This window comes from Draconibacterium sediminis (assembly GCF_000949475.1).
Lineage (GTDB): Bacteria > Bacteroidota > Bacteroidia > Bacteroidales > Prolixibacteraceae > Draconibacterium > Draconibacterium sediminis.
In genome coordinates, this window is the sequence record NZ_JRHC01000001.1 from 668,502 (window position 1) to 686,007 (window position 17,506).

General features: G+C 39.9%; 15 protein-coding genes. 4 read left to right on the forward strand and 11 right to left on the reverse strand.

From position 1 onward, the window contains the following. Positions 1-19: 19 nt before the first annotated feature. From LH29_RS02685 to LH29_RS02735, 11 genes are all read right to left on the reverse strand, one after another. Entirely contained in the window at positions 20-1,024 is a 1,005-nt protein-coding gene (locus tag LH29_RS02685; protein ID WP_045025993.1) for a glycosyltransferase, read from the reverse strand. A 3-nt stretch (positions 1,025-1,027) separates the two neighbouring features. Beyond that, positions 1,028-2,176 carry a non-hydrolyzing UDP-N-acetylglucosamine 2-epimerase gene (gene wecB / locus LH29_RS02690; protein ID WP_045025994.1) on the reverse strand — a complete coding sequence of 383 codons (1,149 nt, stop codon included), beginning with the start codon at positions 2,174-2,176 and terminating at the stop codon, positions 1,028-1,030. Between the two features lie 4 nt (positions 2,177-2,180). Next, the gene (wecC, locus tag LH29_RS02695) at positions 2,181-3,389 is read right to left on the reverse strand and encodes a UDP-N-acetyl-D-mannosamine dehydrogenase (protein WP_045025995.1); all 1,209 of its coding nucleotides are present in this window, start codon (positions 3,387-3,389) and stop codon (positions 2,181-2,183) included. A gap of 61 nt (positions 3,390-3,450) precedes the next feature. Then, a complete protein-coding gene (locus LH29_RS02700; RefSeq protein ID WP_045025996.1) occupies positions 3,451-4,743 on the reverse strand; it encodes a glycosyltransferase in 1,293 nt (430 codons plus the stop codon). A 2-nt stretch (positions 4,744-4,745) separates the two neighbouring features. Next, positions 4,746-5,903, reverse strand: a complete 1,158-nt coding sequence (locus tag LH29_RS02705; RefSeq protein WP_045025997.1) for a glycosyltransferase — start codon at positions 5,901-5,903, stop codon at positions 4,746-4,748. Positions 5,904-6,044: 141 nt separating this feature from the next. Beyond that, positions 6,045-7,580, reverse strand: a complete 1,536-nt coding sequence (locus LH29_RS02710; protein WP_045025998.1) for a glycine--tRNA ligase — start codon at positions 7,578-7,580, stop codon at positions 6,045-6,047. A 580-nt stretch (positions 7,581-8,160) separates the two neighbouring features. Continuing rightward, positions 8,161-8,433, reverse strand: coding sequence for a DUF4834 family protein (locus LH29_RS02715; RefSeq protein WP_045025999.1), 273 nt, complete (start codon positions 8,431-8,433; stop codon positions 8,161-8,163). An 8-nt stretch (positions 8,434-8,441) separates the two neighbouring features. Further along, a complete protein-coding gene (locus LH29_RS02720) occupies positions 8,442-9,812 on the reverse strand; it encodes a DUF5723 family protein (protein WP_045026000.1) in 1,371 nt (456 codons plus the stop codon). Positions 9,813-10,353: 541 nt separating this feature from the next. Continuing rightward, positions 10,354-11,067, reverse strand: a complete 714-nt coding sequence (locus LH29_RS02725; RefSeq protein WP_052670559.1) for a head GIN domain-containing protein — start codon at positions 11,065-11,067, stop codon at positions 10,354-10,356. A gap of 72 nt (positions 11,068-11,139) precedes the next feature. Further along, positions 11,140-11,853, reverse strand: coding sequence for a head GIN domain-containing protein (locus tag LH29_RS02730; RefSeq protein ID WP_045026001.1), 714 nt, complete (start codon positions 11,851-11,853; stop codon positions 11,140-11,142). 708 nt (positions 11,854-12,561) lie between these two features. After that, positions 12,562-13,050: a Spy/CpxP family protein refolding chaperone gene (locus LH29_RS02735; RefSeq protein ID WP_045026002.1), complete on the reverse strand. Its 489-nt coding sequence runs from the start codon at positions 13,048-13,050 to the stop codon at positions 12,562-12,564. A gap of 254 nt (positions 13,051-13,304) precedes the next feature. Between LH29_RS02735 and LH29_RS02740 the strand changes: the two genes are divergently transcribed. The 4 genes from LH29_RS02740 to LH29_RS02755 all read left to right on the forward strand — a co-directional run bounded on the left by LH29_RS02740 (position 13,305) and on the right by LH29_RS02755 (position 17,405). Then, positions 13,305-14,972 carry a S41 family peptidase gene (locus LH29_RS02740; protein ID WP_045026003.1) on the forward strand — a complete coding sequence of 556 codons (1,668 nt, stop codon included), beginning with the start codon at positions 13,305-13,307 and terminating at the stop codon, positions 14,970-14,972. A 176-nt stretch (positions 14,973-15,148) separates the two neighbouring features. Next, positions 15,149-15,994: a mechanosensitive ion channel family protein gene (locus LH29_RS02745; RefSeq protein WP_045026004.1), complete on the forward strand. Its 846-nt coding sequence runs from the start codon at positions 15,149-15,151 to the stop codon at positions 15,992-15,994. 24 nt (positions 15,995-16,018) lie between these two features. After that, complete coding sequence (locus tag LH29_RS02750) at positions 16,019-16,972, forward strand: mechanosensitive ion channel family protein (protein WP_045026005.1); 954 nt, start codon at positions 16,019-16,021, stop codon at positions 16,970-16,972. A 4-nt stretch (positions 16,973-16,976) separates the two neighbouring features. Further along, positions 16,977-17,405: a nucleoside 2-deoxyribosyltransferase gene (locus LH29_RS02755; RefSeq protein ID WP_045026006.1), complete on the forward strand. Its 429-nt coding sequence runs from the start codon at positions 16,977-16,979 to the stop codon at positions 17,403-17,405. Positions 17,406-17,506: the final 101 nt, after the last annotated feature.

The following is a 17,506-nucleotide window of genomic DNA, read 5'->3' on the forward strand; positions in this document are numbered from 1 at the left end:
GTCAATAGTTTGAAAAGTATCAATAAATTATTTCTAACAGCATTTTTATTCGGTTTTTTAATTCAAATTTATTTAAGATTTCATTCGAAATTTGAGTACGATTTAACCTAGAATTGCTTAATACATAATTCATACAGATTTCTGGGGCCCAATCTTTAAGAAGTAAGCCGTCGGTATTAATGGCTGAGGCTATTCCTCCAACTTCCATTCCCAAAGGAACACATCCATATAACATAGCCTCACAAAGCGCATTGGGTAAACCCTCGCTGCGTGAAAACTGAGCATAATACGATGCTTGCTTGTAAAAGTTTATAAGTTCGTGTTGTTCAACAGGAGGAAAAAGAAAGAGGTTTTTCGGTATCGGTTCGAATAAACTTTTTGCAGCTTCCTTAACACCTACAACAATAAATTTGTATTCGGGTAATTTCTCGGCAAGTTCTTTAAAACGGTCAAGCCCTTTTACCATATATCGTTGATAATTTTCCGTTATACTAACTGTAAGAACAATTTTCTCACGAGTTGCATCAAAGTCGAATCTTTCATTTAACTGAAATTGGTAACCGGTATGTATTGTTTTGCTTTTCGCTTTGGGGCAAATTTGTTTTAGTTTTTCTTCTAGTCCTTCAACAACGGGAAGGCATAAAGTTGCATGACGAAAAGAAAATAGTGTTAGTTTTTTACGCAAAGGGCGGTTTAGTGAGCCGTAGTTTATTTCAGGGATATTTGCTACGTCATAACCTCCAATGACAACAAAAGATTTTTTACCTAAAATTCTGGCAAATAATACCGGAAGGAAAGAATGAAAATCTCCAAACCAAACATAAACGATGTCAAAACGCCAAATATTGAATGCCAGATAAAAAAGCTGTTTTAGAAATTGAATCGAAACTTTTATTAATCCTTTCTTCGGTTTAAACTGGTATTTTACAACTTCGTATTTAGAGGCAAGTATATCATAATCTGTTTTGGTGAACGTAGTCCATGGCGAATAGATGAAGAGTATTTTTTGTTTTGCTTCTGCCATCAGTTAAATTTCAATAAGTTGTTTTACAATCCTTTCACAAGCTTTCCCATCTCCGTATGGGTTATGGGCTTCGGCCATTGAGTTGTAGTAGCTCTGTTCGTTAATTAGCCGGCGGGTTTCGGTAAGGATTTTATCCTTATTGGTGCCAACCAGTTTTACGGTTCCGGCATTTACTGCCTCGGGGCGCTCTGTGGTATCGCGCATCACCAGTACCGGTTTCCCAAAACTGGGGGCTTCTTCCTGTATACCGCCGCTGTCGGTTAAAACAAAGTAACATTTCTCCAGCAAATAGATAAAGGGCAGGTAGGAGAGAGGTTGTATCAAATGAATGTTATTGAATCCGTTTAACAACTCGTAAACAGGGCCTTTTACATTCGGATTTAAATGTACCGGGTATACAATGTTTACATCCGGGAATTCGCGGGCAATTTCCTGTAAGGATTCACAAATCTGAATAAAACCATCTCCAAAATTCTCGCGGCGGTGCCCGGTTACCAGAATAAACCTTGAGTTTACTACCGATTCTAAGTCGGGTTGGAACAGTTCGTTTAGCTCATTCATAATTTTTTGTTCCAGTTTGGGCGATGTTTTTATCTTTTCGGTGGCCAGAAACAGGGCATCAATAACCGTATTGCCGGTAATAAATATATTGGCTTTGTTTATGTTTTCACGTAGTAAATTTTCCTGCGCAAGTTGTGTAGGAGCAAAATGCCAGGTACTAAGGGCGCCGGTCATTTTACGGTTCATCTCTTCGGGCCAGGGCGAATATATATTGCCTGTACGAAGGCCTGCTTCGATATGCCCTACAGCAATTTGTTTGTAAAAGGCTGCCAGGGCAGCAGTGGTGGAAGTAGTGGTATCGCCATGCACTAATACCACATCAGGTTGGTAATCGTCGAGGACATCACGCATTTTCAGCAAAACCCTGCTGGTTATTTCGTAGAGATCCTGGTTGGATTTCATGATATCGAGGTCGTAATCAGGTTGAATGTCAAAAATTTCAAGCACCTGGTCAAGCATCTCGCGGTGTTGGGCCGTAACACATACTTTGCAGTCGATTATGTCTTTATTCTTTTCCAGTTCTTTAACCAGAGGAGCCATTTTAATAGCTTCGGGCCGGGTCCCAAAAACGGATAATATTTTTTTCTTCATTTACCTATTTTCTAATTCCGCAGAAATCCAGTTCTCCGGTTTTTGGTTCTAATTCAAGAAATTCTTTGTGCGCTACCAGATAAACGATGATGTCAGCGTCTTCGTATGCATCAATGTAATCGGTCAAACCCGTTCCATTGTATTTATTAATATTAGGTTCCACCAGCAAATATTCTGCTTCTTCAAATTTTACCAATGCATCAGCTACTGTTTTGGCCGGGGATTCTCGCAGGTCGTCAATATTTGGTTTAAACGCGAGTCCCATTAATGCCACAATGGGCTGGCGTTTGTTTTCATTCTGAAACTGGAGTATGGTAGTCTTAATTTTTTCAATTACCCAAAGCGTTTTATAATTATTGATCTCCCGGGCTTTTCGGATAATGCGAGCTTCATCCGGGAAGTCGGAAGCAATAAACCAGGGATCGACTGCAATACAATGACCGCCAACTCCGGTGCCGGGTTGTAATATATTTACACGAGGGTGTTTATTGGCCAGTTGAATCAATTCCCATACGTTGATATCGGCTTTATCGCAAATGAGTGATAGTTCGTTGGCAAATGCGATGCTTACATCACGAGAGGAGTTCTCGACCAATTTGCACATTTCTGCAGTGCGGGCATTGGTTTCATGTAATTCGGATTTTACAAATTTGCGGTAAAATGCACAGGCCGCTTTTGTTGATTCGGGATTGATTCCACCAATAACCCGGTCGTTATTTTCCAACTCGTAAATTACATTCCCCGGAAGCACCCGTTCGGGGCAATAGGCAATATTGATCTTATCCTTTAACTCCGGACGTTCCTGATAGATTAGGTTAGCCATTTTTTCGGTGGTATATATTGGGCTTGTCGATTCGATAAGAAACAAGTTTCCTTCACGAAGGAAAGGTATGATCATGCGGGTTGCCGATTCCACATAACTAATATCTGGTTGATGATCTCCTTTAAATGGAGTTGGAACGGCAATTAAAAAAACATCAGCTTGGGTAACAGCTGTTGAAGCTTTTAGGAATTGATTTTCGATGACATATTTTACTAAACCGCCTAATTCCGGTTCAACGATATGGATTTTTCCCTTGTTTACAGTTTCAACCACATCTGGGTTGACATCAACACCCAATACATTGATCCCGTTTTTTGCCATTAAAGCGGCGGTTGGAAGCCCGATATAACCCAGGCCAAGCATTACTGCATTTTCAAAACAATATCTCATATGGTAAGTTTATAGGCCAAATTTAGATTTTTTGAAGATTAAAGAAGGTATAACAATCCCATTACTTGTTAAGTAACTTAACGAAATTGGTGGTTTGGTTTTTTCTGGAGTATTTTTCGTAGGATTTTGAATTTGTTTTTAACGTTCCTTTTTTAAAATGATTAAAATACAATTGCAAGGTACTTTTTATGCCTTCCACATCTTCGAAATTTTTACAAATACCGGAATTTGTTTCGGAGATAATTTGTGCAGAGTCAGATTCTGTCGGACCAATTGCTAGTATTGGCCTGTTAAGAGCTATATATTCATACATTTTGCCAGGTATAATTCCCAAAGCATTTGGGGCATTATTGATGGGTAATAACAACACCTGAGATTTTTTTAATAAGGCCACTCCTTTATTATGAGGAATAAAGTCGATATTGGTTAGAAACTTATCTAAGCCTGCTTTTTTGATTGAATGAATGATCGAATCATCGGTTTGTCCAATTAACTGTATGGAAAGGTATTCTTTAATTTCAGGGATTTCAATCAGCATTTCATTTAATGCAATCCAAAGAGCTTCCGGGTTTCTGTCTTTATTGAAGGAGCCGAAATGAGACATAGAAAATTTAGTATCAACATCAGGGTTTAGGTTTTCGAAATCAATATGATCAAAACCATTGTATACCAAATCAACTTTTCGATTACCAATTATGGCTAATTCTTCTTGCCAACGGGGAGTAACCGTAACCACATAATCGGCTTTCTTTAGTACCTTTTTCTCTAGTTTCTTATGTTTTTTATCCGCCCAATTGGTTAGCCTTAATTTGAAATAGAAATCAATATTGGTCCACGGATCCCTAAAATCTGCTACCCATTTAATATCAGGAAATCTTTTTTTTAATCTCAAAGCTATTAAATGCATGCTATGTGGCGGTCCGGTTGAAACAATGGCATCAATATCGTTTTCTTTAAGATATTTTGATAAAAAACGGATTGAGGGTTTTATCCAAAATTTTCTTGGATCGGGAATTAAGAAGTTTCCCCTAATAAAAACAGATAGTTTACTTTTCCAGTTACCTGTAGAAGCTTCCGAAACATAACCGGCTTTGAATTTTGTTCCTTTCTTTTTCCCGGAAAAACGTCGGTACACATCGTATGGTTCCCAGATTGGATGTTTGATTATTATGCTATCTTGATGAATTTCGTGTAGTAAACTTTCGTCATCTACAGAGGAGTCAGGATTTTCAGGAGTATAAATAATGGGCTGCCAGCCGTGTTCGGGTAAATACTTTGACATTTTAAGCCACCTCATTACTCCGCCTCCGGCACTTGGCGGCCAATAATAAGTTATGATCAGAACTTTTTTCATTACTAAAGTGATTGGTAGATATGTAATAAATTTTCAACAAACACCTCCCACGAATACTTCTTTTTCTCTTCGGCAGCATTGGTGCTAAATTCCGTTTCCTTATTCAGTTCATAGAATTTATAAATGGCATCAGCTATTTCCTGTTGGTCGGTATTTACCACATAACCCACTTTTTCGTTTGGTATCAGTTCTGCCAGGCCTCCAACATTGGTGGTAATCATTGGCTTGTTAAAGTGATAAGCTACTTGTGTTATTCCGCTTTGTGTGGCAGTTTTATAGGGTTGTACCACCACATCCGAAGCACAGAAATACTTGTGTACGTCAGTATTGGGAATAAAGCCGGTTCGCAGTTCAATGTAGTCTTCCAGTTGATGCTTTTTTATGATCTCCAGGTATTTGTCCGGTTTCGAGTAAAACTCTCCTGCAATCAATAACTTTACCGGAAGTTCGCGCAATTTTTTATTGGCAAAAGCTTCCAACAGAATATCCAACCCTTTGTAATCGCGGATAAAACCAAAAAACAGGATGTAGTTTGTATTCTTTTCGAGACCAAGTTGTTCTTTGGCTATTTCTTTGGGAATTATTGCTCCGAAATTGTCATATAGCGGGTGCGGTGTATAGCTGCGTGGTTTTTCGGTGTCAAACTGGTTCAAGTCGTTCAGCACACTTTTCGACATGGTGATGAATGCATCCACGTTTTTTACGAAATACCTGGACAGCAAAGTGTCACCCGGCTTTTTCTCGTGAGGGATTACATTGTCGGTAATGGCAATTACTTTGGTTTTTTTGTTTTTCCTGACAATTTTTGAAATAGTACCCAAACAAGGCCCCATAAACGGTATCCAGTAGCGCAGAATTACAAGGTCAGGCGCCAATTTTCGAAGGTATCTTCCAACTTTTATCCAGTTAAAAGGATTAATGGAATTAACCATCACTTCAATATCAAGTCTCTCAGGAGGTTCTTCCTCTGAATATTGTGTTTTTCCGGGGAACAGAATAGATGGGTATTGGAGGCTGAAGGTGTAAATTTTTACATCGTCGCCATTATCCATAAAAGCCTTTGCCATTCTTTCGTTAAAAGTAGCTATTCCTCCACCTCTTAAGGGGTAAGCCGAACCTACAATCACAATCTTTTTTTTCTCTTGTTTTTGTTTGTGCATCCTGAATATGTTAATGGCTGTTTGCTTCTATCCGATAAAGATATTAGATTTTGATGAATGAGTTCTGAGATTTTGTCATTAAATAAAAAGGGGATGTGCAAAACTGCACTCCCCTTTTGTATATTTTTTTGGCTTGTTTTCTTACAGCTTCCCAAACAACTTCTTATAGCTAACCTGCTCGCCAATAATTTTACCCAAATCGGCAATGGCAACACGTTCCTGCTCCATCGTGTCGCGGTAACGGATGGTAACGGTGTTGTCTTCTGCGCTTTGGTGGTCGACAGTTACGCAGAACGGAGTACCAATGGCATCCTGACGGCGGTAGCGTTTACCAATCGAATCTTTTTCGTCGTACTGACAGTTGAAATCAAATTTCAGCTCATCGATAATTTCGCGGGCTTTTTCAGGCAGACCGTCTTTTTTCACCAGCGGCATAACAGCCAGTTTTACAGGAGCCAGTACCGGAGGTAATTTTAGTACTACACGTGTATCTTTTTCCAGTTGTTCTTCGCAATAACTTGCCGAAATTACCTGCAGGAACATGCGGTCGACACCAATCGATGTTTCAACAACAAAAGGAACGTACGACTCGCCCAGTTCCGGATCGTAGTAGCGAATTTTTTTGCCCGAATATTGCTCGTGTTGCGATAAATCGAAATCGGTACGTGAGTGGATACCTTCCACTTCTTTAAATCCGAAAGGGAATTTATATTCAACGTCAACGGCAGCGTTGGCATAGTGAGCCAGTTTTTCGTGCTCGTGGAAACGGTAGTTTTCGTCTCCAAAACCAAGGGCTCGGTGCCATTTCATACGTGTTTCTTTCCATTTTTCGAACCAATCGAGCTCGCTGCCGGGACGAACAAAAAATTGCATTTCCATTTGTTCGAATTCGCGCATACGGAAAATAAACTGACGTGCTACAATTTCATTACGGAAAGCTTTACCGATTTGCGCAATACCGAACGGAATTTTCATACGTCCGGTTTTTTGCACATTCAGGTAGTTTACAAAAATTCCCTGTGCCGTTTCGGGGCGAAGGAAAATTTTTGAAGCGCCTTCAGCAGTCGATCCCATTTCGGTAGAAAACATCAGGTTAAACTGGCGTACATCGGTCCAGTTTCGTGAGCCTGAAATCGGGCAAACAATACCTTCGTCTTCAATTATTTGTTTTAATTCTGCCAGATCGTTATCGTTCAACGCATTTGAAAAACGCGTATGCAGATTATTCCATTTTTCCTGGTTGGCTAAAACGCGAGGATTGGTTTCGCGGAATTGTTTTTCATCAAAAGATTCGCCAAAACGTTTTGCTGCTTTGGCAACTTCCTTATTCATCTTTTCCTCGTATTTCGCCAGCTGGTCTTCAATAAGTACGTCGGCACGGTAGCGTTTTTTCGAGTCTTTGTTGTCGATTAACGGATCGTTAAAAGCATCAACGTGGCCTGATGCTTTCCAAATTGTTGGGTGCATAAAAATGGCTGAGTCTAAACCAACCACATTTTCGTGCAACAGCACCATGCTGTCCCACCAGTATTTTTTGATGTTGTTTTTCAGTTCAACACCCATTTGTCCGTAATCGTACACTGCTCCAAGCCCGTCGTAAATCTCGCTCGATTGAAATACATATCCGTATTCTTTGCAGTGTGCTACTAATTTCTTGAAAATATCTTCCTGTGCCATCTAACTATAATTTCTGAATTGTGAACGCAAAAATAGGATAAAATTCTAAAGTACAGGAGAGAGAGCCGCAAGATTAAGGATTAGTGATTAAAGATTAATAGGAGAATTAGTGAGTGAGTGAACAAGGAATGAGGAAATGAGGAATGAAAATTCCGCAGAGATTGAAGTAGGTTGAAAAGAGATTGATTTTAAGATAGGAGGAGATTGTTAAATTGTTCTATTGCTAAATTGTAGAGCTGTTCACTGCGACGTATCAAACACAAAGACTCAAAGACACTAAGAACTGAACCACATTAGGTACATAGGAATATTAGGTTTTAAACACTTCAAGCTTTCAAAAACTCTTGAAGGTTAATCTGTTTGCATATTGCTGTTTGCCGATTGCCAACTCATACTGCTAAATTGCTAAACTGTTAACTGCGACTGCCAACTGAAAACTTTCCTCCCACTTCTGCAATCTAAAATCGTTAATCAACATTCGTCATTCACTTTTTCCTCATTCACTCAATAACCCATTCACTTTTGCCTGATGTAAATTGCTGGTCAATCCTTCAACAAATCTGTCCTTCAGTCCATGTTTTTAATCTACCTCTTCAAAATCAACATATTCGCCTTTGTCCGGGTTGTTCCTGTTATTTGAACGCCGGTTTTCAACAGTAACTTCACCTTCAGGGCGTTTGGGTTGCTGCTGACGTTGCTGCTCCTGCATTTTTTGCTGCATATTTTTCATTCCCTTATCAATTATTTTAGGAAAAATATAGCGCACCACAAAACGGAATCCGAAGTAGATAACAGCAATTATAACGAGAGTTCGCAGGAAGCCTACCAGGTATAGTGTAATAAATAATGCCATAACAAAAACTAATTTGGTTCGGTGGAAAATAATAAGTTCACACCGAACGACAAATTTAAATTTTTTGCTTTAGATGGTTGCACCAGCCTTAAGATATTATTTGTTGCCAGGTAAAGTTGTACACCTCTCGCCGTATAGCTGCAAGCAAAACCGGGCATAACCTGCCCTAAATTATAAAGGTTTAGCCCACTGCTTAATTCGAATCGGGTTCCTAAAAGAACATTGAAATAGGCAGCCAAATAATTACTGACTTCTCCGTTGTAGTAGGTAAGGTTGTCGGAAAAGTTTAATTTCATTTTGTCATTTAGATGATGTGTTGCCATCAGGTTCAGTCTTACAGGAAGCAGTTCGTACTGGCGCTGGGTAAAGGCTTCGGCGATTGTTTTATAAGGCAACGAATCGGTTAGGGCCTCCAGGGCAGCTCTGGGTTCAAAGTAGTAGGCTGCTGCCGTGTCGGAAGACTGGTAAAGACGAGTATAATCTATCGAACCAACAAAGGTATTGTTAAAAGCCTTGTCGTTTATCGTGGTAAAACCAATATCGGCAATTGCCACCGCAAGGGTGGTTTGTTTGTTCGGTTGGTAGGTAAATCCCAAATCTATACCGGCTCCCATATTTTTGAACTTTAAAAAGTAATCTCCGGCCGTAAAATCGGTTTTAATGCTTGTTTTTCCTATAACCGGATCGTACTTCACATCAATCGGTCCCGATATACGATAATCTCCTTTTGGAATAACTTGAAGCACTTGCCTGTCTTCATCGGTTTGTACCACTACATTCAGGTTCTCGATGTCGTAAAAGAAGCGGCCAAACAACACTTTGGGGCGTATTCCAATACTCAATTTCTTCGTAACTTGTTTGGCATACGCGAAAGACAGTTCTCTGAAAAATTGTGTTTTAAACGAGATGGGGCCAAATTCCTCATCCTTCCCATAGTAGGGAAGAAGCCCCTGGTCGATAAATTTCAGGAACTCGTGATCAAAATTTCCCCAAAGCAAAACCCGTTCCGACAGGGAAAAGCTCAAGGTTCGTTTATCGTTTCGGTGACTTAAATATACAAGTGGAAGTGTTGCATTTGCTTTAGCATCGCCGGGTTCGCCCAACGACGTATAAAAATGATCGAAACTATATTCAAAGTTTTCGGTAAATAAATAATCGGACGAGAAATTAGCATTCCAGTGTGCAGTGGCTCCAGATAATAGAGGAAGACCAATCACCAGTTTTTCGGTTTTATTATGAAAGGCCGGATTTGCCTGCGACGATTGACTTACCTCCGACAAAAACTGCAGTGGATTTCCGCTTTGCGCCGATGCAGGTACTCTGACAATTGCAGCAAACAGAATGATTATGAATCCTACTTTTGTGGTTAAGCTTTTCATTTGTGTATAAACGATTATTTATACGATAACCCGCTGTTGGCGGGAAACATGCAAACAACCATTTCCCTTTGGGAAAATCATTTTATCTTTTTGTTTTATCCTAAATACTACAACGCAAAAATATGGTTTCTATTGAGTTAGTGGTGATTTGAGCGGAAAAAGTGGCATATTTCCACTGTGTTTAATCTGTCCCGTTTATACAGAATAGACATTAACGCCCTATGATTGGGAATGAACTTTCAAATTTTCCATGGTGTTTTAAGGGGCCGCTGGGACAAGAAAATACGGGCACAAAAAGGCGGAAACGACCGCCAGTTGGAACGCAGATGACGCAGAATTAGGATGATTTGCGCAGAAAACAAAAAAAGGATAGCTATCAATTCCCGGCTGAATGGTTTATACAAATTGTAGAACGAGCGATAAAAAAAGAATCCCGGAGAAATATCTCCGGGATTTTTATTCATCAGTTGAAAAAATCATATGTAAGATCAAGTATATTCTGCTAAAATCAGTTAGATCCACGTTGTCAGCTTTCTAGCAATTATCGCTGGCTAACATCGCCGCCGCTCGATTCGTCGATGTCTCTGACCTCCGGTTTTCCGTGATAATTAATGTCCGATCCACTGCTGGCGTTGGCGTACAATTCGCTGCTAACACTAACGGTAATATCCGATCCGCTACTGGCATTGGCATAACAAATTACCGATTCAAGATCTCCGGCTTTAATATCCGAACCGCTGCTGGCGCCAACACGAAGAGTTTTTACTTTGCCACTTAGTTTGGCATCGCTGCCACTGCTGGTATCAACCGACAGATTTTTGTAAAAAACCTCTATTTTTAAATCGGAACCGCTGCTGCAGTTTACTTCAAGCGATTCACCTTCAAGAGTATTTGTCGATTCCACATCAGATCCTGACGATGCCGAAAGTTCTTTCAACTCTTTTACGGTTACATAAACTTTTCGTGTTTCGTTGCCGCTACCCCAGTTAAACCAATTGTTGCGTTTCATGTAAATTTTCAGGGTACCGCCTTCTACCTCGGTAATTAGGTCATCGATAATATCGTCATCGGCAACCACTTTTACTTCTTCAGTGTTGCCCATTGTCAGGTACAGGTCGATTCCGGTTGAGACTTTTATCGCATTAAAGCCGCTTATTTGTCGCTTTTGGGTTTCGTCGCTGTTGCCGGCAAGTACTGTTCCGTAGCTGGTAACAGCTATCATAAATAGAAATAGAATTTTTGTAAATGTTTTCATGTGCTTTATTTTTATTTTTTGAATTGAGACTGTTGAAAAGACGCGCCCAAAAATGGAAAGTTACAGTTCCGGCTAATTTTTTATCACATTTCCGCCCGATGACTTGTTTATTTCGGTTTCAGACGGGTTGCCATTATAGAATACATTTCCACCGCTGCTGGCAGTTGCCTGCAGTTCTTCTTCGGTGCTTAGCCAAATGTTTGCACCGCTGCTAACATTTGCCTGGGCCGATTTTGCTTTTAAATCTCCGGCTTTAATGTTCGATCCCGAACTGGCTTTGGCACTTATAGAACCGGCATTTCCCTCGAGAAAAATATTCGATCCTGAGCTGGCCTTTGCATTCACCTCGTCGGCATTAAGCGAGAAGGTTAAATTGGCACCCGACGAAACCGAAAGGTCGATATTTTTTACGTTTAACAGGTTTTCGGAATATACATTGCTGCCCGATGATGATTTTGCCGCTTCGAGCTGTGGAAGCGTAACAAATACTTTTAAGCTGCTTGCATTTCGGATGATGTCGATAGCTTTTATATGCAGTTCTTCTCCGCGCAATTCGGTAACAATGCTATTGTGCAGGTTTTCATCGGCTTCAACCACCACATTATAATCGTTTCCCATGGTAACATAAACATTCATCCCACGGCTTACATTTAAAGCATTAAAATCTTCCAGATCCCGCTCCTCGGTTGTTACATTGCCATTTCCTTTAACAGTTGACTGCAATAAACATGAAGTAGTAAAAAGTGATAAAATGATTCCGAAAAGGAACACTACAAACTGTTTCATAATTCTTTGTTTGGTTTATAATTGTAGTGCAAATTATTGCAATCCAGTCGAACACAGGAAATTATTTCGTTAAACCGGGGTATTTTGTCGGTAAGCAGGAATTGAACGCAGAGAATTTAGAATGATGATTGACGATTTTAGATTGCAGAAGAAAGTTTACAGTCGCAGTTAGCAGTTCAGCAATTTGACAACAGAACTGTTTAGCAGAAGTTTCTTGAATGAGTTATTGAGTGAATGAGGAAGAAAGTTTGCAGTTTTCAGTCGCAGTTTTCAGTTTTACAATTTAGCAATGAAACAATTTGGCAATAGTATCGCGAATGAGTTATTGAGTGAATGAGTAGTGAATGCAGAACTTTGAATTTCGAATAAAGATTAACGATTGCTGATTTCAGAAGGGGGAGGAAAGTTTTCAGTTGGCAGTCGCAGTAAACAGTTTAGCAGTTTATCAATAGAACAATTAAGCAGTAGTATCGTGAATGAGTTATTGAGAGAATGAGGAAGAGAAGATTGCATCAGGGGAAAGAAAGTGTACAGTTTTCAGTCGCAGTAAACAGTTTATCAATAGAACAATTAAGCAGTAATAAACAAATCTATTGTGTCCTATGTGTCTATTGTGGTTCAAATCTTAAGTCTTCGTGTTTAAAAATTCAATCATAAAAAAAGCCGGCAAACTAAATCGCCGGCTCCAAAACATCTATCTATTTACCATTAAGCACCGTGTTTAAATCGATCACGGGTTGTTGGTTTTCTCTTAAAATCGCTGTCTCTTCTGCTTTTCCGTTCATCAAGCTTAATACGTTGTTCATCACTTAACATCGAACGGATTTCCTGGTGTTCCTTAGCCCTAATTTTTTGAATTTGTACCTCAACATCAGCCATTTTTTCAATATTGTTATTAATGGCTTTCATGTCTGCTTTTTCCGCTGTAGTAAGCGTACGTTGTTTGGCTTTTAATTCGTTCAATTCATTACGCAGGGGCTGAATTTCTTTAGTCGATTCAAGCCGAAGTTCTTTCAGTTTCTCCTGTTGTTCTTCAGTAAAGAAGGTTTTAAAACTGGCCCTTTCCCTGTCAAAATGCCTGGCCATCATTTCGCGTTGTTCGGGCGATCGCCGTTGTCGTTCCGGTTGCTGTGCCATTGCAGTAAGCGAAAATGCAAATACCGCAATTAATGCTAAACTTAAAATTCTTGTTTTCATGATTCAATAAAATTTAATTGTTCCGTTTTCAGGAGCTTTGACGATCGTGTTTTGCAATGGTTTAACGTAACATTTTTTTTAACCACCTTTAACTTTTCGGGCTGAAAAATGTTCTACCATTAGCATAAACCTTTGGTTTTAATATAAATTAACGTAATGGATTGCCGGGATGCGTTACTGATATCAGGCAAGATTTGTTACTTTTGGCAGTTCGATGCAATTGTGCAGACAGTGAATTCAGAAAAGAAGGAATTATGAAGAAAAGATTATTAATAGGAGTAATGATCGTTGCGGTAATTGGTATTAGCTTTTTTAGCTTTACCCGCGACGAGAAGAATTTTGAAATTGCAAAGAATCTGGATATTTACCATACTTTGTTTCGCGAGTTGAACATGTTTTATGTTGACGAAGTGAATCCGAATGACCTGGTAAAAACCAGTATTGATAAAATGTTATCCTCACTCGATCCGTACACGAATTACATTTCGGAAGATCAGATGGAAGATTTCCGCTTTATGACTACCGGCGAATATGCAGGTATCGGAGCGCTAATCAGCAAACAAAACGACAACATTATAATTGCCGAACCCTATGAAGGATTTCCGGCACAGAAATTTGGAATAAAAGCAGGTGACATTATTCTCGAGGTTTCGGGAAAAGACACCAAAGATATGAATACCGAGGATGTAAGTTCGCTGTTGAAAGGACCCGCAAACAAACCGGTTTCCATAAAATTGCAGCGCCCCGGCCAGAAAAAGCCTTTTACGGTTGATGTTGTTCGCGAGAAAATCAGTATCGATGCCGTTCCTTATTACGGCATGATCAATCAGAACACAGCCTACATTCGTTTGTCGAATTTTACAACCAACTGTAGCGACGATGTTAAAAAGGCTTTCCTGGAATTAAAAGAAAATAACCCTGACGGCTTAATTCTCGATTTGCGCGGCAATCCCGGCGGGTTGTTGGTTGAAGCTGTAAAAATCGTAAACTTATTTGTGCCAAAAGGCGAAGAGATTGTAAGCACCCGCGGCAAAGTAAAACAATGGGACAAAGTGTATAAAGCAACGGCTGAACCTTTGGATACCACAATGAAAATTGCTGTTCTTGTAAACAGCGGATCGGCTTCGGCATCCGAAATTGTATCAGGAGCTATTCAGGATCTCGACCGCGGAATTATTGTGGGTACGCGCACATTCGGAAAAGGATTGGTGCAAACCACGCGCGATTTAAGCTACAACACAAAACTTAAGGTTACTACCGCTAAATATTACATACCGAGTGGCCGTTGTATTCAGGCGCTGGATTATTCGCACCGCAACGAAGACGGCAGTGTGGGCCATGTTCCCGATTCGCTGATTACCGAATTTACAACCAAAAAAGGCCGCAAAGTATACGACGGCGGTGGCGTTGTTCCCGATGTAAAAATTGAAGGCGACAGGCTGAGCAGTTTGAGTATTGAACTGGTTACCCGTTTTATGATTTTCGATTTTGCCACAAAATATTCAAACGAAAATGAAAGTATTCCTGAGCCGGAAGAATTTTCGATTACCGACGACATTTACAAGCAGTTTGCCGATTTTGTTGAGCAAAGTGATTTTAAATACGAATCGGCATCTCAAGACGATCTGAAAGAGTTGTTGGAGACAGCAAAGCAGGAAAAATATTACGAGCTGGCAAAAGAAGAGTTTGATGCACTGGCAGCTAAAATTGAACCGGATCTGGATAAAGACTTATCGGTTTTCAGACCTGAAATCAGCGAGTTGCTGGAAAGCGAGATCGTTTCACGCTATTATTACCAAAAAGGATCGATAAGAGCATCGATTAACGACGATAAAGGAATAGTAAAAACTATTGAGGCACTACATTCTGAAACAGCTTATGCTGCTTATTTTAAGCCAGGCCAGGTTGTTGGAGTGAATTAAGAAATACTGTTCGACACAGGATTAAAGGAGGTCTTTATTTTAAAGGTCTCCTTTTTTTTCAACCATACTGCCCGTTTGTTGTTTGAATAATTAAACTGAATCATTATCGCCCGCAAAACTTTTCAAATCTTCCGGTTTTTAGTACTTTTCTAACTCCAATAGTTTGATAAAGAGTTATGACATTTAAAGAGATTTTAAACATTGAATTATACAGCAAAGGAGATTTTGCAATTACAGTTTACAACATCTTTCTGATACTTGTTGTTGTTCTGATCACCTTAATAGCGCTGAAAATTATCCGCCGCTTCTTCAAACGTTTTATTAATAGGCAGGAAGCCGAACGGCGCTCTTACTGGTCGATTTACCTGATATTAAGGTATGTCGTCTGGGTAATTATAGTCGTTTTTCTTTTAGAATCTTCGGGGCTGAAAGTTTCGGTTTTACTGGCCAGTATTACCGCCCTGTTGGTGGGTGTTGGATTTGGTATTCAGCAACTGTTTAGCGATATCGCATCGGGGATTGTATTGCTGGTTGAACGAAACCTGCAAATCAACGATGTCATTCAGTTGCAAGACGGTACTGTGGGGCGGGTGATACATATCGGGTTGCGCACATCGCGGTTAAAAACCCGCGACGATATTATTCTGGTTGTACCCAATTCGAATTTTGTAAACGATAAAATTATTAACTGGAGCCACATGGATTACAACACCCGATTTTCGGTTGATGTTGGGGTCGCTTACGGATCAGATACTAAACTGGTAACACAGATTTTGCTTGATTGCGCTGCAAAAAACAACAATGTTTCGCTTTCGCCAAAACCCTTTGTCAGGTTTAAGAATTTTGGCGATTCGGCACTCGAGTTTCAGGTTTTCTTTTGGGTACGCGAGTCGTTTTGGGTTGAAAATACCAAGAGCGAAATACGCTACGCCATTGATGATGAGTTCCGTAAAAATGGCGTACAAATTCCTTTCCCGCAGCGCGATATACATATTAAAAGTACCGTTGAACATGCAAAATAATTTTGCATAAAACACACTGTTTATATGAAGAAAATTATAAAATTTATTGTCCCGTTTTTATTGCTGCTGGTAGCGGTATATTTTAAAATATTTGTTGAAAAAAGCGAACTGGTTTCACCCGATTGGTATTACTTTTTTAATAAAGTAGGTTCCATTTTACTTATTGTAAGTATTGCATGGGGTTTGATGGCCATTTTGCGTGCCTTTAAAAAGGTTATTCTTTCCAGATTAGATACATCGCAGGAAGATAATTTACGCCAGCGAAAGTTTCTTACGCAATTCAATATCATGGAAAGCATTATTTATTTCCTGATCGTTTTAATTTCAATCGGAGCATCGTTAATGTTGTTCGAAGAGGTGAGACAGCTGGGAATCAGTCTTTTTGCCTCGGCTGGTGTTGCCGGTATTATTATTGGTTTTGCGGCGCAAAAGCTTATTGCAACTGTTTTGGCCGGTTTACAAATTGCCATTACGCAGCCCATCCGTATCGATGATGTGGTTATTATTGAAAATGAATGGGGGAGAATTGAAGAGATTACACTTACCTACGTGGTTGTAAAAATCTGGGATCAGCGCCGTTTGGTGGTGCCATCCACCTATTTTTTCGAAAAACCATTTCAGAACTGGACACGCAACACTTCCGAGATTTTGGGAACCGTGTTTTTATATACCGATTATCATGTGCCCTTTGATGCCTTACGCGAAGAGCTGACGCGTCTGCTCGAGAGCACACCGCTGTGGGATAAACGGGTGAATGTATTGCAAGTTACCGACGCCAAAGAATATGGGGTTGAAATACGTGCTTTGGTAAGTGCCAAAGACTCGCCAACAGCGTGGGATTTGCGCGTTTTTATCCGCGAAAAAATGATTGAATTTATTCAGAAAAACTACCCCGAAAGTTTACCGCGTACACGTGTTGTTTTTGAGCAGGGAGAACAAAAGTCAACCACTAATATACCAAGCAAGAAAAAAGCCTAAAGCAATGAAGATCTATTTTGCCGGTTCAATACGCGGAGGCCGACAGGATGCCGGCCTTTACGAACAAATTATTCAGTACCTGAAAACCTTTGGCGAAGTGCTAACTGAGCATGTTGGCGATCCCTCGTTAACCAGTGCAGGCGACGACGGACCAAACGATCAGTTCATTCATGATCGTGATTTGGAATGGCTGCAAAGTTCCGATGTAATTGTGGCCGAAGTAACTGCAGTGTCGATGGGAGTTGGTTACGAAGTTGGCAGGGCTGTGGAAATGGGTAAGCCGGTACTTTGTCTTTTTCGGGAAGGAACGAGTTCTAATTTATCGGCAATGATCGCAGGCTGTAGCGATGTTGAGTTGATTTATTATTCAGAATTTGAGGAACTTAGAAAGCCACTTCAACAATATCTTTTTTCTTTTAACGCGTCTAAATAACTGCAGGAAAATCAGGGGGAATAGATTTTTTAATTTTTCATTGCGTCCTTTTGACAAAATCAATTATCTTGTGTCCAATTTCGAAAAAAAATTGATCACGA

Excerpts from the sequence above, each read along its gene's own strand:
- LH29_RS02685 (WP_045025993.1), bottom strand. The coding sequence starts at position 1,024 with ATGGCAGAAGCAAAACAAAAAATACTCTTCATCTATTCGCCATGGACT.
- wecB (WP_045025994.1), bottom strand. The coding sequence starts at position 2,176 with ATGAAGAAAAAAATATTATCCGTTTTTGGGACCCGGCCCGAAGCTATT.
- wecC (WP_045025995.1), bottom strand. The coding sequence starts at position 3,389 with ATGAGATATTGTTTTGAAAATGCAGTAATGCTTGGCCTGGGTTATATC.
- LH29_RS02700 (WP_045025996.1), bottom strand. The coding sequence starts at position 4,743 with ATGAAAAAAGTTCTGATCATAACTTATTATTGGCCGCCAAGTGCCGGA.
- LH29_RS02705 (WP_045025997.1), bottom strand. The coding sequence starts at position 5,903 with ATGCACAAACAAAAACAAGAGAAAAAAAAGATTGTGATTGTAGGTTCG.
- LH29_RS02710 (WP_045025998.1), bottom strand. The coding sequence starts at position 7,580 with ATGGCACAGGAAGATATTTTCAAGAAATTAGTAGCACACTGCAAAGAA.
- LH29_RS02715 (WP_045025999.1), bottom strand. The coding sequence starts at position 8,433 with ATGGCATTATTTATTACACTATACCTGGTAGGCTTCCTGCGAACTCTC.
- LH29_RS02720 (WP_045026000.1), bottom strand. The coding sequence starts at position 9,812 with ATGAAAAGCTTAACCACAAAAGTAGGATTCATAATCATTCTGTTTGCT.
- LH29_RS02725 (WP_052670559.1), bottom strand. The coding sequence starts at position 11,067 with ATGAAAACATTTACAAAAATTCTATTTCTATTTATGATAGCTGTTACC.
- LH29_RS02730 (WP_045026001.1), bottom strand. The coding sequence starts at position 11,853 with ATGAAACAGTTTGTAGTGTTCCTTTTCGGAATCATTTTATCACTTTTT.
- LH29_RS02735 (WP_045026002.1), bottom strand. The coding sequence starts at position 13,050 with ATGAAAACAAGAATTTTAAGTTTAGCATTAATTGCGGTATTTGCATTT.
- LH29_RS02740 (WP_045026003.1), top strand. The coding sequence starts at position 13,305 with ATGAAGAAAAGATTATTAATAGGAGTAATGATCGTTGCGGTAATTGGT.
- LH29_RS02745 (WP_045026004.1), top strand. The coding sequence starts at position 15,149 with ATGACATTTAAAGAGATTTTAAACATTGAATTATACAGCAAAGGAGAT.
- LH29_RS02750 (WP_045026005.1), top strand. The coding sequence starts at position 16,019 with ATGAAGAAAATTATAAAATTTATTGTCCCGTTTTTATTGCTGCTGGTA.
- LH29_RS02755 (WP_045026006.1), top strand. The coding sequence starts at position 16,977 with ATGAAGATCTATTTTGCCGGTTCAATACGCGGAGGCCGACAGGATGCC.